The 22,678-nt window shown below is 69.7% G+C and carries 17 protein-coding genes; 2 read left to right on the forward strand and 15 right to left on the reverse strand.

What is annotated here, in order from left to right; all coding sequences use genetic code 11:
• Positions 1 to 131 precede the first annotated feature (131 nt).
• The 5 genes from obgE to ACFT7S_RS21410 form a co-directional block, all read right to left on the reverse strand.
• Positions 132 to 1,568, reverse strand: a complete 1,437-nt coding sequence (obgE, locus tag ACFT7S_RS21390; RefSeq protein ID WP_382734198.1) for a GTPase ObgE — start codon at positions 1,566 to 1,568, stop codon at positions 132 to 134.
• Positions 1,569 to 1,701: 133 nt separating this feature from the next.
• Positions 1,702 to 1,959 carry a 50S ribosomal protein L27 gene (gene rpmA, locus ACFT7S_RS21395; RefSeq protein WP_382734201.1) on the reverse strand — a complete coding sequence of 86 codons (258 nt, stop codon included), beginning with the start codon at positions 1,957 to 1,959 and terminating at the stop codon, positions 1,702 to 1,704.
• A 14-nt stretch (positions 1,960 to 1,973) separates the two neighbouring features.
• On the reverse strand, positions 1,974 to 2,294 hold the full coding sequence (gene rplU / locus ACFT7S_RS21400; RefSeq protein ID WP_214950890.1) for a 50S ribosomal protein L21: 321 nt from the start codon (positions 2,292 to 2,294) through the stop codon (positions 1,974 to 1,976).
• A gap of 249 nt (positions 2,295 to 2,543) precedes the next feature.
• Positions 2,544 to 2,747: a DUF397 domain-containing protein gene (locus ACFT7S_RS21405; RefSeq protein WP_382734203.1), complete on the reverse strand. Its 204-nt coding sequence runs from the start codon at positions 2,745 to 2,747 to the stop codon at positions 2,544 to 2,546.
• A gap of 13 nt (positions 2,748 to 2,760) precedes the next feature.
• Positions 2,761 to 3,612: a helix-turn-helix domain-containing protein gene (locus ACFT7S_RS21410; protein WP_382734206.1), complete on the reverse strand. Its 852-nt coding sequence runs from the start codon at positions 3,610 to 3,612 to the stop codon at positions 2,761 to 2,763.
• A 209-nt stretch (positions 3,613 to 3,821) separates the two neighbouring features.
• Between ACFT7S_RS21410 and ACFT7S_RS21415 the strand changes: the two genes are divergently transcribed.
• Together ACFT7S_RS21415 and ACFT7S_RS21420 are read left to right on the forward strand one after the other, a co-directional pair.
• Positions 3,822 to 4,301, forward strand: a complete 480-nt coding sequence (locus ACFT7S_RS21415) for an ATP-binding protein (protein WP_382734209.1) — start codon at positions 3,822 to 3,824, stop codon at positions 4,299 to 4,301.
• A 606-nt stretch (positions 4,302 to 4,907) separates the two neighbouring features.
• Positions 4,908 to 5,519, forward strand: a complete 612-nt coding sequence (locus ACFT7S_RS21420) for an acyltransferase (protein WP_382734212.1) — start codon at positions 4,908 to 4,910, stop codon at positions 5,517 to 5,519.
• Between the two features lie 72 nt (positions 5,520 to 5,591).
• Here the strand turns inward: ACFT7S_RS21420 and ACFT7S_RS21425 are convergent, their stop codons facing one another.
• The 10 genes from ACFT7S_RS21425 to ACFT7S_RS21470 all read right to left on the reverse strand — a co-directional run bounded on the left by ACFT7S_RS21425 (position 5,592) and on the right by ACFT7S_RS21470 (position 22,624).
• Positions 5,592 to 6,875, reverse strand: coding sequence for a nucleotide sugar dehydrogenase (locus ACFT7S_RS21425; RefSeq protein ID WP_382734215.1), 1,284 nt, complete (start codon positions 6,873 to 6,875; stop codon positions 5,592 to 5,594).
• A 4-nt stretch (positions 6,876 to 6,879) separates the two neighbouring features.
• On the reverse strand, positions 6,880 to 8,502 hold the full coding sequence (locus tag ACFT7S_RS21430; protein ID WP_382734218.1) for a glycosyltransferase family 2 protein: 1,623 nt from the start codon (positions 8,500 to 8,502) through the stop codon (positions 6,880 to 6,882).
• Positions 8,499 to 10,079, reverse strand: a complete 1,581-nt coding sequence (locus tag ACFT7S_RS21435; RefSeq protein ID WP_382734220.1) for a glycosyltransferase family 4 protein — start codon at positions 10,077 to 10,079, stop codon at positions 8,499 to 8,501. The genes ACFT7S_RS21430 and ACFT7S_RS21435 overlap by 4 nt, the downstream gene beginning before the upstream one ends.
• Positions 10,069 to 11,088 (reverse strand): Gfo/Idh/MocA family protein, encoded by a 1,020-nt coding sequence (locus ACFT7S_RS21440; protein WP_382734222.1) that lies wholly within the window; start codon positions 11,086 to 11,088, stop codon positions 10,069 to 10,071. Before ACFT7S_RS21440 ends, ACFT7S_RS21435 begins: the two co-directional genes overlap by 11 nt.
• Positions 11,085 to 12,203 (reverse strand): DegT/DnrJ/EryC1/StrS family aminotransferase, encoded by a 1,119-nt coding sequence (locus ACFT7S_RS21445; protein WP_382734225.1) that lies wholly within the window; start codon positions 12,201 to 12,203, stop codon positions 11,085 to 11,087. The genes ACFT7S_RS21440 and ACFT7S_RS21445 overlap by 4 nt, the downstream gene beginning before the upstream one ends.
• Positions 12,204 to 12,538: 335 nt before the next feature.
• Entirely contained in the window at positions 12,539 to 16,675 is a 4,137-nt protein-coding gene (locus tag ACFT7S_RS21450; RefSeq protein WP_382734228.1) for an Rne/Rng family ribonuclease, read from the reverse strand.
• Between the two features lie 230 nt (positions 16,676 to 16,905).
• Positions 16,906 to 17,688, reverse strand: coding sequence for a TIGR03936 family radical SAM-associated protein (locus tag ACFT7S_RS21455; protein WP_382734276.1), 783 nt, complete (start codon positions 17,686 to 17,688; stop codon positions 16,906 to 16,908).
• Between the two features lie 123 nt (positions 17,689 to 17,811).
• On the reverse strand, positions 17,812 to 19,008 hold the full coding sequence (locus ACFT7S_RS21460) for a hypothetical protein (protein ID WP_382734231.1): 1,197 nt from the start codon (positions 19,006 to 19,008) through the stop codon (positions 17,812 to 17,814).
• Positions 19,009 to 19,111: 103 nt separating this feature from the next.
• Positions 19,112 to 21,037 carry a TIGR03960 family B12-binding radical SAM protein gene (locus tag ACFT7S_RS21465; protein ID WP_382734233.1) on the reverse strand — a complete coding sequence of 642 codons (1,926 nt, stop codon included), beginning with the start codon at positions 21,035 to 21,037 and terminating at the stop codon, positions 19,112 to 19,114.
• 51 nt (positions 21,038 to 21,088) lie between these two features.
• On the reverse strand, positions 21,089 to 22,624 hold the full coding sequence (locus tag ACFT7S_RS21470) for a CHAD domain-containing protein (protein ID WP_382734236.1): 1,536 nt from the start codon (positions 22,622 to 22,624) through the stop codon (positions 21,089 to 21,091).
• Positions 22,625 to 22,678 lie beyond the last annotated feature (54 nt).

A 22,678-nucleotide genomic window follows, 5' to 3' on the forward strand; every position in this document is an offset into this window, starting at 1 on the left:
GAGTGTGACGGTGAGTGTCCGTTCCGACACGGGAATCCGGCGACCGCATGGTGCGCGTGAGGCCCGCCACGCACCGCTTTCGACGGCACTGCGACGGGCCTCACGCACTCAGAAATTCAGTTCGCCGCTCTTTAGAAGGGGTCGAACTCGTCGTACTCGCGCTGCGGGTCGTCGCGCTCGCCCTCGCGGTCGCGGCGGCGCTGTGCGGCGGGCCGCGGCGCCTCCAGCCGGTGGTCCTCGCCACGACGGCCCAGCATCTCGGCGCCGGCCATCATGCTCGGCTCCCAGTCGAAGACGACCGCGTTCTCCGCGGAGCCGATGGCCACGGCGTCACCCGCACGGGCACCCGCCTTGCGCAGCGACTCCTCGACACCGAGACGGCTGAGCCGGTCGGCGAGGTAGCCGACGGCCTCGTCGTTGTTGAAGTCGGTCTGCTGAATCCAGCGCTCGGGCTTCTCGCCGCGCACCCGATAGATGCCCTCGTCGTCGAGCTTGACGGTGAAGCCGGCATCGTCGACGGCCTTCGGACGGATGACCACGCGGGTCGACTCCTCGACCGGCTTGGCGGCGCGCGCCTCGGCGATGATCCCGCCGAGGGCGTACGAGAGCTCGTTCAGGCCCTTGTGCGCGATCGCCGAGACCTCGAAGACGCGGTATCCGCGCGCTTCCAGGTCCGGGCGGATGATGTCGGCGAGGTCCTGGCCGTCCGGGATGTCGACCTTGTTGAGAGCGACGATGCGCGGCCGGTCCTCCAGGCCGCCGTACAGCCGGAGCTCCTCCTCGATCATGTCGAGGTCGGAGAGCGGGTCGCGGTCGGACTCCAGCGTCGCGGTGTCCAGTACGTGCACGAGCACCGAGCAGCGCTCGACGTGGCGCAGGAATTCGAGCCCGAGGCCCTTGCCCTGGCTGGCGCCGGGGATGAGACCGGGAACATCCGCGATGGTGTAGACGGTCGATCCGGCGGTGACGACGCCCAGGTTCGGGACGAGGGTCGTGAACGGGTAGTCCGCGATCTTCGGCTTGGCGGCCGAGAGCACCGAGATCAGCGAGGACTTGCCGGCGCTCGGGTATCCCACGAGTGCGACGTCCGCGACGGTCTTGAGCTCCAGGACGATGTCCCGGCTCACGCCCGCCTCGCCCAGCAGCGCGAAGCCGGGGGCCTTGCGGCGGGCGGAGGCCAGCGCGGCGTTGCCGAGGCCGCCACGGCCGCCCTGGCCCGCGACGAAGGTGGTGCCCTGGCCGACGAGGTCGGCCAGCACGTTGCCCTCCTTGTCGAGGACGACCGTGCCGTCGGGCACCGGCAGCACGAGGTCCTGACCGTCCTTGCCGGAACGGTTGTCACCCGCACCGGGCTGGCCGCTGGTGGCCTTGCGGTGAGGGCTGTGGTGATAGTCCAGGAGCGTGGTGATGGCCTGCTCGACGACCAGGATCACGTCGCCGCCACGGCCGCCGTTGCCCCCGTCGGGGCCTCCCAGCGGCTTGAACTTCTCACGGTGGACGGAGGCGCAGCCGTGGCCCCCGTTACCCGCGGCGGCATGCAGCTCGACGCGGTCCACGAAGGTGGTCATGGTTGGTGCCTCCAGGTAAATACGGGAATGTCTCTCTACGTAACACGCCGAGGGCGGACCCGCTTCCCCGATTACCGGGAAAGCTGAGATCCGCCCTCGGAAGGTGCTGTGTGTCGTTCTGCGTGCGCCTGAATCAGACGGCGAGCGGAACGATGTTCACGACCTTGCGGCCACGGTGCGTGCCGAACTCCACCGCACCGGCGGTCAGCGCGAACAGCGTGTCGTCGCCGCCACGGCCGACGCCCGTGCCCGGGTGGAAGTGGGTACCGCGCTGGCGGACCAGGATCTCACCGGCGTTGACGGCCTGACCGCCGAAGCGCTTCACGCCGAGCCGCTGAGAATTGGAATCGCGCCCGTTCCGAGTGGACGATGCGCCCTTCTTATGTGCCATGTCTCCTCAGTCCCTTACTTCGCAGCCGCGGGGATACCGGTGACCTTGATCGCCGTGTACTGCTGGCGGTGACCCTGGCGACGGCGGTAGCCGGTCTTGTTCTTGTAGCGAAGGATGTCGATCTTCGCGCCCTTGTGGTGGTCCACGATCTCGGCCTGAACCTTGATCCCGGCCAGCACCCACGGGTCGCTGGTGACGGCTTCGCCGTCGACCACGAGCAGCGTAGAGAGCTCTACGGTGTCGCCGACCTTGGCGGTGGGAATCTTGTCAACCTCAACGATGTCGCCGACAGCTACCTTGTGCTGGCGACCACCGCTGCGCACGATGGCGTACACGCGGATCTCTCTTTCGCTCGGAACGGATCCCCTGATGCCAGCCGCTCGCGCAGGCCGAAGCCTGCGACGATCCGGAAGGATGAGCGGCCTCTCCACGACGGACGACGCGAACGCCGAGACCGGGAGGGATGTGCTCAGGGGTAGGCGCAGGTAAACACGCCGAGGGCCAAGGCTACGGGGCGGGGTGCGAGGGGTCAAACCGGGGTGGTCGGGTCTTCCTGGGCCGCCGCCCCGTACGCCCGCGAGCAGTCAGGCGGGCCGCCCGGCACCATCGAAGGATCCGGCGACGACGGCACCCAGGAAGTGCCGCAGGGCCTGGGGCGTCGTGGCGACGAGGGTCGCGGGGACCTTGCTGTCGCGGAGGCGGATGCTTCCGTCGGGGGCTACGGCTAGGCAGACGCAGTTCGCAGCTTCGGCGCTGTGGGACGACTTCTGCCAGACAAGTATCGGCACGGAGGACTCCGTCTCAGGTGTCTCGGGCAATGCGGCGGATGAGCTCACGGGACTTCTCAGGAGAGAGTGCGCGCGCTTCCATACGGTCCAGAACTGACCGGTAGCGCTCCAGCTGGGCCTGCGCATCATGAAACTCGCAGCCGTGGTCGGTGTCGAGAACCACAGTGTCGAGCTGGGGCACCGGTCCGGAGGCATACGTGATTCCCTGCCCGGACGCCGGGAAGGAAGCCTCGCCGAACGGGACGACCAGGACGTTCACGTTGCCCCGCTCCCCCTCAGTCAGCAGAACGTCCAGTTGTTCGCGAGCGACCTCGCCGCCTCCGTAACCCATACGCAGGGCAGCTTCATGAACGATGGCCGTGAATGGGGTGGGGGACTCTCCGTACAGCACGGCTTGCCGTTTGACGCGATACGAGACGCGGTGCTCGATCTCATAGGGCCGCAGCGGCGGGACGCTTTCCGCCATAACGGCGCGGGCATGAGCGGGGGTCTGGAGCAGACCGGGAATGTGAATGACCACGGCCACACGCAGAGCGGTGGCGTGGTGCTCCATCTCGGCAAGGTCGACGAGACCAGGAGCGAGCAGATCCTGATACTCGAGCCACCACCCACGAGAGCGCGCGCCGGTCATGGACGCAAGAGCCTCCACATACGCCTCATCCACACAGGCGTAATTCCGCGCCATGGTCCGCACACGGTCCGCACCGACTGCGTACCGGCCGGCCTCGATGTTGCTGATCCGGGACTGCGGACCACCCAGAAGTGCCGCCGCCGCGGTGGAGGTGAGCCCTGCCCGCTCGCGGAGTTTGCGCAGCTCGGCCCCCAGGCGCTGCTGGCGCAGGGTCAGGGACGGGGCGTCTGGCACGGGGCTGCCTCCAAGCGTCACCCACACGGGTGGAGTTGTAATACCTTCCAGGATCTGATGTAAGACCTTACACATCACTGGCTATGGTGTGACTCAAGCCACTCGACCGGCCCGGCCAACCAGCCGGAAGCGCACCGCTCACCGCGACATTGCCACCGCACGGCCCCGCCGCCGAGTGATCCAACTCCACCTCCCCGCAGGAGACTTCCGTGGACACCGTATCGCCGCAGACACCCTGGTCGTACGTCCTGCAACTCCCCCACGACCCCCGCGCACCAAGGGTGGCGCGCACGACGCTGCGGGCCGTGCTCGCGCTCCACGGGCCGACCGAACTACTCGACACCGCCGAGCTGTTGGCATGCGAGCTGGTCACCAACGCCTACCGGCACTCGGACGGCCAGGCGACACTCCGGCTGCGTCATACGGAGGACGGCGGGCTACGGGTCAGCGTGTGGGACAACAACCCGCTGATCCCGGCCCCGTTCGACAGGCCTCCCGGGGCGCTGGCACTCCTCCCCACCCCCACCCCCGCCGCCGACACCGCCGAGGGCGGGCGCGGACTGCTCCTCGTACGCGAGTGCGCCGACAACTGGGGCGGATATCCACTCGGCGACGACCTCTCCGGCCGGAGCGGCAAACTCCTCTGGTTCGAACTCACGCCCAAGCCGGAGTTGGCCCGCGCGGCCTGATGTATCCAGCTCCCGGGACCGCACTCACCCCCTAACAATCACCATCAATGGACGGCAATTCGAGGCAAGCGACTCCAAGTCTGGTCAAGCGCCGTCGTGGACCCGTTCCGCGAGGTTCATTGCCGTCCTCTTCGATCAGCCCTTGCGCGGCAAGCTGCCGTAGGTCCGCGAGGATTCCACTCTCTATGCGGGCACCCCTCCTCCCCAGTTCAAGGTCGACTGTCCGCGTGTCCCGATGCCTACGGCCGTCGCGTACGACCTCGAGGGCAAGACGTGTGGGGATTGCGTTCACCTTGAGGTCCCGCGTGCCCGGTATTGCCGGTTTCGTCGTAGGTGCGGGTGCAGATGCAGATCAGTTTGACGGCGGGCGTGGCCGAGGTGTCTCCCACGTGGCAATCAGCTGGTGCAGACCCTCGCTGTTTTCCCCGGAGAAGCCGAGTTACGCAGCCAGCAGCGGTCGGAAGGGGCGGTAGGGCGGTGGAGGCAGCCTTCGCGATGCCTCCACCGCCACCCGGTACTCGGGTGGCTGGGCAGGCCGGGCACCGCCTCACCGGGTGACCGGGATCGTAAGCTGCGGGCAAGTCCGCTCTTTGGAAGGCGCACCACGTGAACTACAGAGTCCAGCCCACCGCCCAGGTCGACGAGAGCGCCGAGATCGGCGACGGCAGCAGCGTTTGGGAGCTCGCACAGATCCGCGAAGGTGCCCGGCTCGGTGAGGGCTGTGTGGTCGGTCGCGGTGCCTATGTCGGCACCGGTGTGCAGATCGGCAACAACGTCAAGATCCAGAACTACGCCCTCGTCTACGAGCCGGCCGAGCTCGGTGACGGTGTCTTCGTGGGGCCGGCTGTGGTGCTCACCAACGACCACAACCCGCGCTCGGTGGACCCCGAGGGCAAGCAGAAGCGCGGCGGCGACTGGGAAGCCGTCGGCGTGAAGGTCGCCGAAGGCGCCTCGCTCGGTGCGCGTTCCGTCTGCGTCGCGCCGGTACGGATCGGCCGCTGGGCCATGGTCGCCGCGGGCGCCGTCGTAACCAAGGACGTGCCGGACTTCGGCCTCGTCGTCGGCGTCCCGGCCCGCCGGATCGGCTGGGTCGGGCGCGTCGGCGTGAAGCTCGTCGAGCGCGAGGGCGAGCCCGGAGTGTGGGAGTGCCCGCAGACCGGCGCCGTGTACACGGAGCAGGACGGGGCCCTCACCGAACTCACGACACGCGCTCTCTGACGTCTGCAGAAGAGCAGGAGCAGGCGGGGCGCCCAGACCGGCCGCCCCGCCTCTTGTGTGTCTATGGGATAGTCAGCCGCCGATGACGACGCGGCGGACGCCCGTCCAGTTGGCCGGATCCGTCGTACGGCGCCCGTCGACCAGTACGCGGACGTCCGGCAGATCGGCCGCGGACAGGTCACGGTACTCGGCGTGGTCGGCCTGGAGGATCGCGGCCGTGACGGCCTGGCCCTCGTGCGGGACGAGCCCGTGCGCGGTCAGTTCCTCGGCGGTGTACATCGGGTCCGAGACGAACGGCATGGCGCCGCGCGCCTTCAGTGCCTCGACGACGCCGAAGACGCCGGAGAAGGCCGTCTCCTTGACGCCGCCGCGGTAGGCGGCGCCGAGCACCAGTACGCCAGCGTCAGCCAGGTCGCCGTAGGCGGCGGCCAGCAGGTCCACGGCGTACTCGGGCATCGCGGCGTTGGCCTCGCGGGCCGAGCGCACGACGGTCGCCTCCGGGTCGTTCCACAGGTACATCCGCGGGTAGATCGGGATGCAGTGGCCGCCGACGGCGATGCCGGGCTGGTGTATGTGGCTGTACGGCTGGCTGTTGCAGGCCTCGATGACCTTCTTGACGTCGATGCCGCTCTTGTCGGCGAACCGGGCGAACTGGTTGGCCAGACCGATGTTGACGTCGCGGTAGGTCGTCTCGGCGAGCTTCGCGAGCTCCGAGGCCTCGGCCGTACCGAGGTCCCACACACCGTTCGGCCGCGGCAGGTCCTCGCGGTCGTCGAAGTCGAGGACGGCCTCGTAGAACTCGACACCGCGCTGCGCCGACGCCTCGTCGATGCCGCCGACGAGCTTCGGGTAGCGGCGCAGGTCCGCGAAGACGCGGCCCGTGAGCACCCGCTCCGGGGAGAAGACCAGGTGGAAGTCCTCGCCCGGGGTGAGGCCGGAGCCCTCGGCGAGCATCGGCGCCCAGCGGGTGCGGGTCGTGCCGACCGGCAGGGTGGTCTCGTACGAGACGAGGGTGCCGGGCTTCAGACCCGCGGCGATGGCCTTCGTCGCCGAGTCCATCCAGCCGAAGTCCGGGGTGCCCTCGGCGTCCACGAAGAGCGGCACGACGACCACGACGGCGTCGGACGCGGCGACCGCGGCCGTCGTGTCCGTCGTCGCGGACAGCAGGCCCGCGCTCACCGTCTCCTTGAGCTTGACGTCCAGGTCGTACTCACCGGGGAACGGCTCGGTGGCCGCGTTGACCAGCTCGACGACCTTCTCGTTGACGTCCGCGCCGATGACCTTGTGGCCCTTGGCGGCGAACTGCACGGCGAGCGGAAGACCGATCTTGCCGAGCGCGACTACACAGATATTCATCGGGTTACTTCCTCTTCAGCCTGGACAGCATGCGGCGCAGCCGCGGGCCCGCGCCGGACTTGCTCTCCCACAGCGGAGCCGTGGTGATCACGAGCCGGCCCTTGGTATTGGGGCTTGCCGAGACGCGGTGCGGGTTCGTCCGACCCCACCGGCGTGCCAGCGGCATCGGCAGCCCGTCGGTCCGCACGGGAATCTCATACGTCGAGCCTGCCACGTCGACGTAGACGCGGACGCCTCGCTTCGACTTGACGGTCTGGATCGGGATCAGGCCGCGCAGTACAGTCGCCTGCCCGTCCTCGGTGACACGACGAGTGAACTCACCCTCAAGCGCGGGAAGTCCGTGGCCCGGCGGCAGTCGGCGTGCCCCGGGTTTGTCCGCGCTCTTGGGCATGGCACCCGTCATGAGACGCACGACGGCGGAGCCGGTGTCACCTGTGACACCTATCCGCACCATCAGGTCCAGCCGCAGGTCCTCGCCGGTCTGGTCCCACTCCGCGCTCACCAGCTCCGTACCCTTCGCCAACCGCCCGGGCACTGCCTCGCCGACCAGCTCGTAGCAGCGTTCGGAGAGACCCACCGCCTGGTCACGGAAGCCCGGGTAGCGGGCGAAGGCCCGAACGCCCTCCAGATGGAAGGGTGGCGCACCATTCTCCGCCTCCTCCGTGATCGCCTGGATCAGTTCGTCGACAGCACCCGCCTGCGCCAGACAGATCCGTACCCGGCGCTTGACATCCAGGGCGTCCCGCAGGGCGTCACTGAGGTATTCGTCGGCGAGCTCCGCGATACCGGCACACACTTCGCGGCGGGTAGCCGGCTCCAGGGCCGGAAAGTCGTCCTGGACGAGCTTGGCGAGCTCCCAGGTGAAATGCCGCTTGAACAGGGCGTCCCGCTGCGGACCGGCTTCGATGAGAGATGCGACGTGCTTCATGATCGAGCTCGTGCAACGGAGGCGGGCCAGATGATTGGCCCGGTAGGTGATGTTGCTGGCGTCGCCGCGCTTCACCGCGTAGTAGAAGGTGTAGTCGGAGAGGACGGAGATCTTCCTGGCCCTGACACACGCCTCGATGGTGAAGGGCTGGTCGCTGCCGACCGGCAGATCCTCCGGGAAACGCAGGTGGTGCTTCTCAACCAGCTCACGGCGGAAAAGCTTGGTATTCGCCAGAGTGAAAGGCAGATTCGAGTCGTACAGGCTGATGTCGGGATCGTTCTTCGCGTACAGCTTCTGATGGACGTAACGGCCGTTGGTGCCGACCATTTTTCCGATCACGACGTCCGAGCTGTGCTCGTCCGCGTAGGACACCATCCGCTCCAGGGCTTCCGCGCCCAGGTAGTCGTCAGAGCCTATGAAGTACACGAACCGGCCCGTGGCCACGTCCAGAGCCCGGTTGCTGGGTGCTGCGGGTCCTCCCGAGTTGGCCTGGTGGATGACCTTGACCGTGCCCGGATATTTCTCCGCGAACCGGTCGAGTTCAGCGCTGCTCTCGTCCGTCGAACCGTCGTCGACCGCGACGACCTCAAGACGATCGAGACCAATGCTCTGCCCGACGAGGGAGTTCAGACAATCCGTCAGGTAAGGCATGGTGTTGTAAACAGCGACGACGACAGTGACGTCAGGTCTGCCGGTCATGCCACCACCTGCGAAGCCGTCTTGGCAGACTTGCTGCGCGAGCCACCGAGCATGCGGGTGTACACCCCGTCGAGCACTTCGGCCTGCGCCTCCCAGGTCCACTCGTCGAGCAGCCCCGCGGAGTCGTAGACGTTGCGGTACTTCGCCGGATCTGCCAGCACAGACTTGACGGCCCTCACGTAGTCCGAAACGTCCTCGGCCGTGAAGACCTCTCCCTGCCCCGTGCGGGCTACCATCTCGCCCATCGTTTTGACGTCACTGACGACGAACGGCAGTCGGGCGTGCGAGTACTCGAAGAACTTCGTGATCAGGGCGATCTCGTGGTTCGGCCAATGATGGATCGGGATGACTCCCACGTCTGCCGAAGCCAGGAACGGAACGACCTGGTAGTGGGGAACGTACGGCAGGACGTGCAGCCGGTCCGCAACTCCCAGTTCCACTGCCCGTGCCGTCAGCCTGTTCATGTACTCCGACGTGGACCGCAGCACCACGAACGCAACATGCGTGTCGGGCAACTGGGGCAGCGACTCGACCATGATGTCGAGGCCACGCTGCGGGGCCGCAGCACCGCTGTACACGGCAAGCGGTACATCGGGGCCGATGCCGCACAGTTCGCGCAGGTCCGGTACGGGCTCGGATGCCTGTTCGGGCGAGATCTCCGCGTCGGGTGCATTCAGCACCACCTCGGGCTTGGCCTTCAGGCCGTGGCGCTCGGCCAGCATGCCGGCGAGCGTTTCGGAGACCGTCGTAACGGCATCGGCGTACCGGGAGAACTCCTGCTCGTAGGCACACTGCGCGACATGCCAGCGCGGATGGGAGTTCCACGGCTTGATGCCCGGCAGGAACTCATGGGCGTCCCAGACCAGCTTGACGGGACGGCCCTTGGCCTCCGACCGCAGTTTGGCGCGGGCGCCCACGCCGAGCATGCGGAAGTCGTTGGCATGGATCAGGTCGGGCTTGAGAGAGTCGATGACCTTGCCGTAGGCCAGCTCCATATCCCACAGCGCCGGGTCCAGCCGACGCCAGGCCCTGACTCCCATCGTGCGCTGCCAGAACGCCGTGGTGAAGCGGTCAAGCGGGGAATTCATGTCCTTGCGGCGCTGCTCCAGGGCGTTCGTCTGCTTCACACGCAGTTTCACCCACTTGTTCATCACCTTGGAAACGACCCGCGGAGGCAGCAGTTTCAGCTTGGCGAGCGCAGAGCCCCCACGACCCGCCTGGATGAGCTGGATGTGCAGCTCGGTCCGCCACGCCTTCATCCGCTGCTTGCGATAGGCAGCGAGCGGTCCCGGCCTGTACGCGAGCGGCGAGCGCAGCACAGCCCGCCGGTACTCGTGCCGCCTGCGGTGCATAGGGGTCGGAACGTGCAGCAGCCGCACCTCGGCGTCACCGAGCTGCCAGCGCTGATCCTTCTTCGTCGGCGACTTCCCCAGCAGGACCACGTCCCAGCCGGCCGCGGCCATGGAACGTGCTTCCTTCTGGACACGGGAATCGCCGTTCACGCCATTGTCAACGAGCATGACAATCTTGCCTCGGGAGCTGCGCTGCAGCTCCGCCACCAAACTCTCAACCGCCATGGTTAGCGGGCTCTCCTGTCTCAAGAACTAGCGTCCGGCCGGTCCTGGCCGACTCCAGGACCGAAGCCGCCACCTCAACCGTACGCAGCCCCTGCCGCAGGGTGCAGATGTCGGCCGGCTCGCCCAGCACAGCGTCCCGGAAGAGCTCGTGCTCGACGAGCAGCGGCTCGCGCTTCGGGATCGCGTAACGGATCATGTCGCCCTCGGAGACACCGCGGAACGCGCGGAGCGCCTCCCACTCGGTGGTGACCGAGGCGTTGGAGTGGAACGTCAGGTCGGCGGTGAGGGTGTCGGCGATGTAGCAGCCGCGCTCGCCGGTGACCGAGGTGAACCGCTCCTTGAGCGGGCTCAGCCAGTTGACCAGGTGGTTCACCATCGTGCCGTCGGAGAGCTGACCGACGGCGGAGACCATGTCCTCGTGCGGGCGGCCGGACTTCGACACGGTGTGCGCGGCGATCGAGGTGTACGCCTGGCCGGTCACCCAGCCCGTCAGGTCGATGTCGTGCGTGGCCAGGTCCTTCACCACGCCGACATCGGCGATGCGGTGCGGGAACGGTCCCTGGCGGCGGGTGACGACCTGGTACACGTCGCCGAGCTCGCCTGCCGCCAGCCGGCTGCGCAGGGAGAGCAGGGCCGGGTTGCAGCGCTCGATGTGACCGACGCCGGCCACCAGGTCACGCGACTCGAAGGCGTCCACCAGACGGCGGGCGCCCTCGACGGTGTCCGCGAGCGGCTTCTCGATCAGTGCGCAGATACCGGCGTCGGCCAGCTGCAGGCCGACTTCCTCGTGCAGCCCGGTGGGGCACGCCACGACGGCGTAGTCGATGCCGAGGGCGATGAGCTCCTCGACCGTGGACAGGACAGGAGCGCCCTGCGCCCAGCCGTTCTTGTCCCCCATCGGGTCGACGACGCCGACCAGCGTCACGCCGTCGAGTGCGGCGAGCACCCGGGCGTGGTGACGCCCCATGGAGCCCAGGCCGATCAGCCCGGCCTTGAGTACGGCGGTCACAGCTTCGCTCCCAGCGTGTTCACGGCGTTGGCGATGCGCTCCAGCTCACCCTCGCTGAGCGACGGGTGGACGGGCAGCGAGACGACCTCGGCAGCGGCGCGTTCGGTCTCCGGCAGGTCCCAGGTACGGCCGGCCTTCTGGTCCGGCTCCCAGTAGGGCTTGAGCCGGTGGATCGGCGTCGGGTAGTAGACGGCGTTGCCGACGCCCGCCTCGGTGAGCGCGGCCATCGCGGCGTCGCGGTCGCCCTGAACCCGGATCGTGTACTGGTGGTAGACGTGGCGCGCGCCCTCGGCGACCGGCGGGGTGATCACGGCCGGGTTGCTGATGTGTGCGTCGAGGTACGCGGCGTTGGCGCGGCGCTGCTCGGTCCAGCCGTCGAGCTTCGTCAGCTGTACGCGGCCGACAGCGGCGGCCACGTCCGTCATACGCATGTTGGCGCCGACGATCTCGTTGGCGTACCGCTGCTCCATGCCCTGGTTGCGCAGGAGGCGCAGGGTGCGGGCGAGTTCGGCGTCGGCCGTGGTGACCATGCCGCCCTCGAGGGAGTGCATGTTCTTGGTCGGGTAGAAGCTGAACGTTCCGCCCGCTCCGAAGGCGCCCACCGGCGTGCCGTTGAGGGCAGCCGCGTGCGCCTGGCAGGCGTCCTCGACGACGGCGAGATTGTGCTTCTCGGCAATGGGCATGAGCTTGTCCATGGCCGCCGGGTGACCGTAGAGGTGCACCGGCATGATCGCGGCGGTACGCGGTGTGATCGCCGCCTCGACGGCTGCCGGGTCCAGGCCGAAGCTGCCGGGCTCGATGTCGGCGAAGACGACGTCGGCGCCGACGAGGCGGACGGCGTTGGCGGACGCGGCGAAGGAGAACGAGGGGACGATCACCTCGTCGCCAGGGCCGATGCCCAGAGCGAGCAGCAGGAGGTGCAGCGCGGAGGTTCCCGAGTTGACGGCGACGCAGTGACGGCCGTCGACCACCTCCGAGAAGCCCTCCTCGAATGCCGCTACTTCCGGCCCTTGTACGACGCGTCCGCTGCGCAGCACGCGTACGGCGGCCTCGATCTCTTCTTCACCGATGACCGGGCGGGCAGCAGGAATCGGCTGCTCGTTGATGCTCGTCATGGACGTCCTCCTTGAACACCGCAAGAGCTCTTTACTGGCAGAGATCTGGGGTGCGGGACGTCTTACGAGGCCGCGCTTAACCCCACCGGCGGAATGCCGACGCCCTGCCGAGGAATCCGGGGCCGGTCTGTCTTCCACCGGCACCCGGTCACTGTGTGTAGTTTCCATGAAGAGGACCCTCACAGCACAGCAACCGCCGTCACATTATCAGGGATTTCTTGTGCCATTTCGGGCCGGTTAACCGGCCGGTGCATCAGTTCTGAAACAAAGCACGTGCCCCGCCCCGAGAGTCTCGGGGCGGGGCACGTGTTGTTGCACAACCGGTGAGGGAGTGCTCAGTTGGCCGACGCGGAATCGGAGGACGGGGCCGGGGCGGAAGCCGTCACGGAGGGCGACGACTGCTCGGCAGCCACCGTCTTCTTCGAGGCGGACTTCTTGGCGGTCGTCTTCTTCGCGGCGGTCTTCTTGGCGACCGTCTTCTTGGCGGCTGCCTTCTTGGCCGGCGCCTTCTTGGCGGCGGCCTTGCGGGCCGTCTTCTTGGCCGGCGCCGCTGCGTCCGTCTCCGGCTCCACGCTGTCCGGAGCGGACTCGGACGCGGACTCGGTCACGGGCGTGGCGGTCACCACGACGACCTCCGCCTCCTCGGCACTCGCAGGCGAGCCCGCCGGGGCGGTGGCCTTACGGGTGGCCCGGCGCCGCGCACGCGGCGCCGCGACCGGAGCGGGGGCCTCGGCCTCGGGCGCCTCGACGACGGGCGCCTCGACGACCGGGGTCTCGACGACCAGGACCTCCTCGACGACCGGCTCCACCGTCTCGACCGGCTTCGGCGAACCCGCGGGTGCGGTCGCCTTGCGGGTCGCCCGGCGACGCGTACGGCCCTGGACGGGCGCCTCGGCCTCGGGGGCCGGAGCGGCCACCGGGGTCTCGACGACCGGCTCGGGCTCGACAACCGGCTCGGGCTCGACGACCGGAGCGGGCTCGGCCACCGGCTCGGGTGCCGTCACGCGCTCGGCCACGGCCCTCGGGGCACCGGCCGGAGCCGACACCTTGCGGGTCGCACGCCGACGGCCACGGCCACGCCCGGCTGCCGCCTCGGCCTCGGCCGGGCTGCTGTACAGCTCCTCGTCGGGGACGAACTCCGGCTCGGGCAGCGCCACCGGGGCGGCGATCTCCGCCGCCACCTCGGCCTCGCTCTCGATCTCGTGCTCGTCGGCCTGCTCGTGGTCGTGCTCGTGGACCTGGTCGACGCCGCCGCGGCCACGCTTCTTGGCGCGCTTGCCGCCGCCACCGCCGCCGACGGAGGCCGGCTGCTCCATGTGGACGATGACACCGCGCCCGTTGCAGTGGACACAGGTCTCGGAGAAGGACTCCAGCAGACCCTGGCCGACCCGCTTGCGGGTCATCTGGACGAGGCCCAGCGAGGTGACCTCGGCGACCTGGTGCTTCGTACGGTCGCGGCCCAGGCACTCCAGCAGACGCCGCAGCACGAGGTCCCGGTTGGACTCCAGCACCATGTCGATGAAGTCGACGACGACGATGCCACCGAGGTCGCGCAGCCGCAGCTGACGCACGATCTCCTCGGCCGCCTCCAGGTTGTTCTTGGTGACGGTCTCTTCGAGGTTTCCGCCCTGACCGGTGAACTTGCCGGTGTTGACGTCGACGACGACCATCGCCTCGGTCTTGTCGATCACCAGCGAGCCGCCGCTCGGCAGATAGACCTTGCGGTCCAGCGCCTTCATCAGCTGCTCGTCGATCCGGTACGTCGCGAAGACGTCGACCTCGGAGGTCCAGCGGGACAGCCGGTCCGTCAGGTCCGGTGCCACGTGCGAGACATAGCCGTGGATCGTGTCCCACGCGTCGTCACCGCTGACGATGACCTTCGAGAAGTCCTCGTTGAAGATGTCGCGGACCACACGGACGGTCATGTCCGGCTCGCCGTAGAGGAGCGTCGGGGCGTTGGAGCTGCCGCTGCTCTTCGACTTGCGCTGGATGTCTTCCCACTGCTCCTGCAGCCGCTCGACGTCGCGGCGCAGCTCGTCCTCGCTCGCACCCTCGGCAGCGGTGCGCACGATGACGCCCGCGTCCTCGGGAACGATCTTCTTGAGGATGGTCTTCAGCCGGGACCGCTCGGTGTCGGGCAGCTTGCGGCTGATCCCGGTCATCGAGCCCTCGGGCACGTAGACCAGGTAGCGGCCGGGCAGCGAGACCTGGCTGGTCAGGCGGGCGCCCTTGTGGCCGATCGGGTCCTTCGTCACCTGGACGAGGACCGACTGGCCGGACTTCAGCGCGGACTCGATGCGGCGCGGCCCGTGGGCCATGCCGAGCGCCTCGAAGTTGACTTCACCGGCGTACAGGACGGCGTTGCGGCCCTTGCCGATGTCGACGAACGCGGCCTCCATGGACGGCAGTACGTTCTGCACCTTGCCCAGGTAGACGTTGCCGACGTAGCTGCTGGCCTGCTCCTTGTTGACGTAGTGCTCGACGAGCACGTTGTCCTCGAGGACGCCGATCTGGGTGCGCTCGCCGTTCTGACGGACGACCATCACACGCTCGACGGCCTCGCGGCGCGCCAGGAACTCCGCCTCGGTGATGATCGGCACCCGGCGGCGGCCCTGCTCGCGGCCTTCGCGGCGGCGCTGCTTCTTGGCCTCCATACGGGTCGAGCCCTTGATGGACTGGACCTCGTCGAAACCGGTGCCGGGCTCGCGCTCGACTTCCTTCTTGCGGGGCTCGCGGACCTTGACGACCGTACGCTCCGGGTCGTCCGTGCCCGTGTCGGCCTCGGCCGCGGTCTCACCGCTGCGACGGCGACGGCGACGACGGCGACGGCTGCTGCTGGAGCCTGCGGCCGACTCGTCGTCCTCGTCCTCGTCCTCGTCGTGGGCCCGCTCCTGTGTGCGCTCGGCCTCGTCCTCGGTGCGGTCCGCGGGTGCCTCGTCGCCGTGCTCGGCGTCGTCCAGGTCGTTGCTCTCACCGCGACGGCGGCGACGGCCACCACGACGGCGACGGCGCGAAGGCCGGTCCCCGTACTCGTCCGTCTCCTCGCCCTCGTGCTCGGCGTCCGTCTCGGCCTCGGCCTCGTGCTCGTCCTCGACGGCCTCCTCCACCGGAGCGGCCACGGGGGCGGCGACCGGCTCGGCCTCGGCGGCCTCACCACGGCGACGGCGACGGCGGCGCGAGCCGCCCTGCGGCGCGGCCTCGGCGGGCTCCGCCTGCGTCTCCACGGCCTCGGCCGCGGGCTCGGCCGCGGGGGCCTGCTCGGCCTCCTCGACCTCGTCCGGCTCGGTCGCGGGAACGGCGGCGGCAGCCGCGGCAGCCGCGGTCTCCGGGGTCTGGAACATCGGCTCGGCGAAGACCGGGGCCTGGAAGACGGCCACGGCCGGACGCGTCGCGCGACGGCTCTTGCGGGCGGGCTCCTCGACCTTGCCGGTGAACTCCGGCCGGCCGGCCGCCGCGGTGGCCCGGCGGCGCTGGCGGCCGCGTGGGGCGGCCTCCTCGACCTGCTCGGGCTCGGCAGCGAGCTCCTCGGCCACGGCCGCGGGAAGGCTCTCGCCGGTCTCGACGACGTCCTCCGCGACAGCGGGGGTCTCGGCGGGCTCGGCGGGCTGGGGGGCGCCCGCCGGAGCGGTCGCCTTACGGACCGCGCGGCGGCGGGTACGCGCCGGGGGCGCGGCCTCGGCCGGGGGCGCTTCGACGGCCTCGGCCGTCTCGGTGATCTCGGCGGCCGGCTCGACGACTGCCTCGGCCTGCGGCGTACCGGCCGGGGCCGACGCACGGCGCCGGGTGCGGCCACGGGGGGCCTCGACGACCGGTGCGGCCTCCGGCTCCTCGACAGGAGCGGCGGGGGCGGCAGGTGCGGCGGGCTCTGCGGCGGGCTCTGCGGCCGCCACGGCAACGTCCTCGGTGGGCTGCGGGGCGCCCGCCGGAGCGGTCGCCTTGCGGACCGCACGACGACGGCCACGCGGAGCCGCGGGTGCCTCGGGTGCTTCGGTGACGTCCGCGACGGGCTCGGCGGCCGGCTCGGCCACGGGCTCGGCGACGGTCTGCGGCGCACCGGCCGGAGCCGTGGCCTTACGGACCGCTCGGCGGCGCGCACGCGCCGGGGCGGCGGGCGCCTCGGCCTCGGCGGGCTCGGCAGCCTCGACCGTCACAGGGGTCTCTGCAGCCGCGGGGGCCTCAGTGGTCTCGGGCGTCGCGCCAGGGGCGCCCGCCGGAGCGGTCGCCTTGCGGACCGCACGACGGCGGGTACGCGGAGGCGCGGCATCGTCCGTACCGGTGGTCTCGGACTGCGCGGCGTCATCGGCCGGTATGGCCGGCGTGACGTCCTCGGCAGCCGCTCCCGGCGCACCCGCCGACGGCGGGCCCGCGGGACGCGAAGCCGCGCGGCGCCTGCGGCGCGGCGGCAGCTTGTCGCCGGGGCTGTTGTTGTCTTCGGTGTTCCCGTTGGTTCCGGGTTCGGTCGGCTCAAGCATGCGGGCGGTTCTCCCGTCACGCTCCCGGGCGCCACGCCTGATTCCGGTCCGGCACGGTTCGCGTGATGTGCGCGATACCGCCGTCCGGGGCGCGGGCGCCGCACGGGAGCTGATGTCTGGCTCGCCGGTTCCGTACGCGGTATGCGTACGGCCTGGCGAAAGTCTTCTGGTCAGTTCGCGGCCCGACCCAGGTGGCTCCCGAGTCGAAGGGCCGCGCTACAACGACCGCCTTACGCGGAACCTGCACCTTCCGGCGCCGTCGCGACGGCGGCCGGGGCGACCGCTGAAGAAGCGGTCGGGGCTGCCTCGCGGTCGGGCGCGAGCGGGTCGGTCACCGTGCCGGACTCCTCGTCGAAGAGCCCCTGCGCCAGCCTGGTCACCGCTGCGGGGACCGGCGGCGCGAGGTCGGCCACAACGCGGAGACCGGACAGGACGTCGTCGGGTCGCACGGCAGGTGTCACGTGCCGAACTACCAGCCGCAGTATCGCACAGGGCTTGTCCCCCGGCCTATCGGCCGGTGAATCAAGAGCCTGCAGGTCGGCGACGGCGGCGCGGGCGTCGAAGGTACGCATCCCGTTCTTCGCGCGGCGCTGGACCTCTACGGCCTCGGCGTCCATGAAGGCGGAAACGGCCTTCGCCGTGTCCTCGACCGTCACACCTTCGAGGCGCATCTCCCATACGGAGGCGGTCAGCCGGTCGGCGAGACCCGACGTACGGGCCTCCACCGCGTCGGTGACGTCCAGGCCGTCCGGCAGCGACTCGTTGAGCAGTTCCCGCAGGGTGTCCGGGTCACGCACCTCGGTGAGGGCGATCTCCAGGAATTCGGCCTCGCTGCCCGTGCCGGTGGGAGCGGCATTGGCGTAGGAGACCTTCGGGTGCGGGGTGAAGCCCGCCGAGTAGGCCATGGGCACCTCGGAGCGGCGCAGCGCCCGCTCGAAGGCACGCTGGAAGTCTCGGTGACTGGTGAACCGGAGGCGGCCGCGCTTCGTGTAGCGCAGTCGGATGCGCTGCACTGCCGGTGCGGGCGGCGGGCCTTCGGGCTGTCGCTTGCCCAGTGGTTCTTCTCCTCGGTGCGGGGCGGACGCGGTGGCGTACCGCCCACGAAGTACGGGGTGCCCCGGGGTGTCCACTCCGGCTCACCCCCGCTTGACGGCTTGTGCTGTCAACGGGGAGATCTCGGATGCGGGCGCCGCGCTGGGGTCAGTCGTTGCATGGTGCTCACTACCCAGCCTACGCGCAGCGGACCCATCGAGTTCCCGGGGCTCGGCCACCCTTCGCTCTCCTACCAGCGCTCTCCAGGCATCACGGCGGGCCTGGCGCACGGTTTCACGTGCCGTGCGCAGCGCGCCCCGCGCCGCGCGTCCCGCCTCCAGAGCCGCCCGCCGGGCGGGCGCCCAGACCTGGTCCCGTACGAAATGTCCGACCGGAGTGCACACCGTGCGGTAGGCCCAGGCCGCCGGCGCGCCTACCAGAGTCCAGGCCAGCCAGGCCAGGGCCCGGCCGACGGCGCGCGAGATGAACCCGGCGATCCGCCAGGCCATGGCGAGCGCGGCGAGGATCTCGCGGCCGACCGGGGCCAGGATCCGCCGGTACACCCAGGCGACGGGGGCGACGAGCAGCGTCACGACCAGCCGGACGACAGCCGCCCAGAGCACGATGCCCACGGCGGCGACGCCCCGCGCCAGCAGCTCGCCCAGCCACACGATGCCGTGCCCGAGCGGAGTCAGCAGCTGCCGGTACACCCAGGCCAGCGGCAGCACGATCAGGTTCGCCACCAGCCACGTGGCGGCCAGTGCGAGTGGGGTCAGGATGTACCGCCACACTCCGACCACCGGCCAGACGAACAGCGCCGTCAGTACCCAGCCGAGCGCGGTGGCGATGCCACGTCCGGCCGGCGCGAGCAGCGTGCGGTGAAGCCAGGCGAACCCGTGCCCGAGCGGGGTGAGGACGGCTTCGTACAGCCATACCAGCGGGACGACGACGCCGTAACGGACCACCGGGACGACGACGTAGCGCCACAGGCCCACCCAGGGCCGGACGAAGACGGCCGCCGCGAGCCAGAGCAGTGCGTGGCCGAGCGGGGTGAGGACGGAGCCGTACAGCCAGGCGAAGGCCTGGCCCAACGCCCGCCCCAGCGGGCGCAGCAGGATGCGGTCGGCGGCGCGGCCGCCGGCCACGAGGACGTCCCAGACCATGCGTACGGGAAGGACGAGCACCAGCACCACGATCCGTACCGGAATCCTGATGAGCGTGGTCAGACAACCGTCGCCCGGTTCGTACCGCGCGGGCGCCTGGTGCTTTCCGTACGGGCTGGGCTGCGCTTCCTGGTCCATGACGGAAATGACGCGAAGGCCCGGTCCGTGGTTTACGGAACCGGGCCTTCGTCACCGAGTTGTCACTCGGAAGCGGCGTGCGACAACTTCTGCTTCACGACTTCTACTTCACGACGGTGAGCGGCAGCAGCGTCTTACCGGTCGGGCCGATCTGGATGCTCGTGTCCATCTGAGGGCACACGCCGCAGTCGAAGCACGGCGTCCAGCGGCAGTCCTCGACCTCGGTCTCGTCGAGCGAGTCCTGCCAGTCCTCCCAGAGCCAGTCCTTGTCGAGACCGGAGTCCAGGTGGTCCCAGGGCAGGACCTCCTCGTACGTCCGCTCCCGGGTGGTGTACCAGTCGACGTCCACGCCGAAGTCGGGCAGCGTCTTCTCGGCGCTCTTCATCCACAGGTCGTAGCTGAAGTGCTCGCGCCAGCCGTCGAAACGGCCGCCGGCCTCGTAGACCGCGCGGATGACGGAACCGACCCGACGGTCGCCGCGGGACAGCAGGCCCTCGACGATGCCCGGCTTGCCGTCGTGGTAGCGGAAACCGATCGAGCGGCCGTACTTCTTGTCGTCGCGGATCTTGTCCCGGAGCTTCTTCAGCCGGGCGTCGGTCTCCTCGGCGCTGAGCTGCGGGGCCCACTGGAACGGGGTGTGCGGCTTGGGTACGAAGCCGCCGATGGAGACGGTGCAGCGGATGTCGTTCTGCCCGGACACCTCGCGGCCCTTGGCGATCACCTTGACCGCCATGTCGCCGATCTGGAGGACGTCCTCGTCGGTCTCGGTCGGCAGGCCGCACATGAAGTACAGCTTCACCTGACGCCAGCCGTTGCCATACGCGGTGGAGACCGTACGGATCAGGTCCTCCTCCGAGACCATCTTGTTGATGACCTTGCGCAGGCGCTCGGAACCGCCCTCGGGCGCGAACGTGAGACCGGAGCGACGGCCGTTACGGGTCAGCTCGTTGGCCAGGTCGACGTTGAAGGCGTCGACGCGGGTCGAGGGCAGCGAGAGGCCGATCTTGTCCTCGGTGTACCGGTCGGCGAGGCCCTTGGCGATCTCGCCGATCTCCGAGTGGTCCGCGGAGGAGAGCGAGAGCAGGCCGACCTCTTCGAAGCCGGTCGCCTTCAGGCCCTTCTCGACCATCTCGCCGATGCCGGTGATGCTTCGCTCCCGCACGGGGCGCGTGATCATGCCGGCCTGGCAGAAACGGCAGCCGCGGGTACAGCCGCGGAAGATCTCGACGGACATCCGCTCGTGGACGGTCTCGGCGAGGGGGACGAGCGGCTGCTTCGGGTACGGCCATTCGTCGAGGTCCATGACGGTGTGCTTGGACACCCGCCACGGCACGCCGGACTTGTTGGGCACGACGCGGCCGATGCGTCCGTCGGGGAGGTATTCGACGTCGTAGAAGCGGGGCACGTAGACGCCGCCGGTCTTCGAGAGGCGGAACAGCACCTCGTCACGGCCACCGGGGCGGCCCTCGGCCTTCCACGCGCGGACGATCTCGGTGATCTCCAGCACCGCCTGCTCGCCGTCGCCGATGACCGCGCAGTCGATGAACTCCGCGATCGGCTCGGGGTTGAAGGCCGCGTGCCCGCCCGCGAGCACGATCGGGTCGTCGACCGTACGGTCCTTGGACTCCAGCGGGATGCCCGCGAGGTCCAGGGCGGTGAGCATGTTGGTGTAGCCGAGCTCGGTGGAGAAGCTCAGCCCGAAGACGTCGAAGGCGCCGACGGGCCGGTGGCTGTCCACGGTGAACTGCGGCACCTTGTGCTCACGCATCAGCGCTTCGAGGTCCGGCCAGACGCTGTACGTGCGCTCGGCGAGGACACCCTGGCGCTCGTTGAGTACCTCGTACAGGATCATGACGCCCTGGTTGGGGAGTCCGACTTCGTACGCGTCCGGGTACATCAGGGCCCAGCGGACGTCGCATTCGTCCCACGGCTTGACGGTGGAGTTGAGCTCACCGCCGACGTACTGGATGGGCTTCTGCACATGCGGGAGCAGAGCTTCGAGCTGTGGGAAGACCGACTCGGCAGACATCTGGGGACCTTCGTGAGCTGGCAGGGGTGACCATCCAGCGTACCCCGGGGCTCAGCCCTTCAATGCCGACCGCAAACCCGGCAGGGAGGCCCTGACCCAGACGTCCGGCAGTTCCCGCTCCCTGTCCGCCGCGGCCGCCTGCTCCTGTCCGTACAGCAGTCCCCAGGTGAACGCGCTCTCCCCCGCCGCGTGCGCCTGGACCGCCAGGTCCCGCAGGGCGTCGCGGGCGAGCACGCTGTCCTGGTGGTCGCCCAGGACCTTCTGCACGGCCTTCATCCGTTTGGCGAACCGCTTGGCGGGTTTGCCGAGCGCGGGCCGCGCCGCCTCTCCCGCGTACCGCGCGCGCTTTGCCGCCTTGCGGGCCTCGTGCATCGCCAGGTCCCGGTCCTCGCCCGGCGGTTGCTCCAGGGCGTGGCCGACGCGGGTGGCGAGGCGTTTGAAGTCCTTCAGTACGGCGCGGGGCAGCACCTCCCGGGGCTCCCGGGCTGCGCCGGGGAGCAGGGGCGGGCCGGCGAGGAGTGCGTCGAGGGAGTCCAGGAGGGCGAGGTAGCGCTTTCCGTCGAGTACGGCAGCGACGCGGCGCGTGGAGCCGGTGCGCCGGGCCACCGACCAGAGGCGCAGCCGGCCTTCGACGGGGCCGAGCAGCAGGGTGCGGGGCAGGCCGGCGATGCGGGCGTGGAAGCGTTCGTCGAGGACTTCCTGGTCCCGGTCGACGCCGAGTTCGGCGGCCAGCCACTTCAGCTCGTCGCCGAGGGGGTCGGTGACCGTGCGGTCGAGGATCTTCCGGTACGTCTTGAAGGCGCTGCGCAGCCGGCGCGTGGCGACGCGCATCTGGTGCACGGAGTCGGGGAGGTCGCGGCGTACGGCGGGGTCGTAGGCGATGACGGCCTCGATCTGGGCGCGTACGTAGGCGAGGACGTGGTCGCCGGCGGTCGGGGGCGGCTGCTTGCGCTTCTTCTTCGCCGGGTGCTGTTTCTCCGGGTGGTCCGTCTCCGTGAGCGCCCTGGCCAGCTTGGAGGCGGACGCCGAGGGCTGCACGCCTGCCTTGCGCAGGCGCCGTTCGACGGCGTCGAGGAAGGCCGGGTCTCCGTCGTCCGCGAGTTCGACCTCGATCTCGGTCCACACGGCGGTGGTGCCGCGGCCCTCCTCGGTGAGGCGTTCGGCGATGACCTCGTCGACGCTCAGCTCGGCCAGGAAGGTGCCGTCCGCGTCGAGGAGGTGGTGGACATCCCGGGCGGAGAGCAGCCGGACGACGGGGGCTACGTCGGCTTCGCGGACCCTGGAGCGGAGCAGTGCGGCGAGGCCGGCCGGCAGGGTGTCGGCGAGGGGGGCCCGGATCTCGTCGCGGATACCGGAGGAGACGGGGAACTTGAGGTGCCAGCCCTCGTCGGCTCCGCCGGTCCTGCGCCGCAGGGTGAGCGAGTCGGCCGCGAGCCGGAAGTCCGCGGTGTCGTAGTAGACGGCGTCGAGTGAGGTGACGCCGTGGTGGGTGACGTCCGAGACCCCGGCCACCCTGGTCAGGTCGGGCAGCCGGGTATCGGGAGTCGCTTCGTACTTCCGCTCGATCTCACGCTTCGAGTCCGCCATGTACCGAATCTAGACGTGTTGTACGCGGACGGGCAGGGGGCGGCGGCCGATCGG

The organism is Streptomyces sp. NPDC057136, from assembly GCF_042670885.1.
Taxonomy (GTDB): Bacteria; Actinomycetota; Actinomycetes; order Streptomycetales; family Streptomycetaceae; genus Streptomyces.

Bases quoted from the DNA above. Each gene is read 5' to 3' on its own strand.
- obgE (WP_382734198.1), bottom strand. From the start codon at position 1,568: ATGACCACCTTCGTGGACCGCGTCGAGCTGCATGCCGCCGCGGGTAAC.
- rpmA (WP_382734201.1), bottom strand. From the start codon at position 1,959: ATGGCACATAAGAAGGGCGCATCGTCCACTCGGAACGGGCGCGATTCC.
- ACFT7S_RS21425 (WP_382734215.1), bottom strand. From the start codon at position 6,875: ATGAATATCTGTGTAGTCGCGCTCGGCAAGATCGGTCTTCCGCTCGCC.
- ACFT7S_RS21430 (WP_382734218.1), bottom strand. From the start codon at position 8,502: ATGACCGGCAGACCTGACGTCACTGTCGTCGTCGCTGTTTACAACACC.
- ACFT7S_RS21435 (WP_382734220.1), bottom strand. From the start codon at position 10,079: ATGGCGGTTGAGAGTTTGGTGGCGGAGCTGCAGCGCAGCTCCCGAGGC.
- ACFT7S_RS21445 (WP_382734225.1), bottom strand. From the start codon at position 12,203: ATGACGAGCATCAACGAGCAGCCGATTCCTGCTGCCCGCCCGGTCATC.
- ACFT7S_RS21450 (WP_382734228.1), bottom strand. From the start codon at position 16,675: ATGCTTGAGCCGACCGAACCCGGAACCAACGGGAACACCGAAGACAAC.
- ACFT7S_RS21460 (WP_382734231.1), bottom strand. From the start codon at position 19,008: ATGGACCAGGAAGCGCAGCCCAGCCCGTACGGAAAGCACCAGGCGCCC.
- ACFT7S_RS21465 (WP_382734233.1), bottom strand. From the start codon at position 21,037: ATGTCTGCCGAGTCGGTCTTCCCACAGCTCGAAGCTCTGCTCCCGCAT.
- ACFT7S_RS21470 (WP_382734236.1), bottom strand. From the start codon at position 22,624: ATGGCGGACTCGAAGCGTGAGATCGAGCGGAAGTACGAAGCGACTCCC.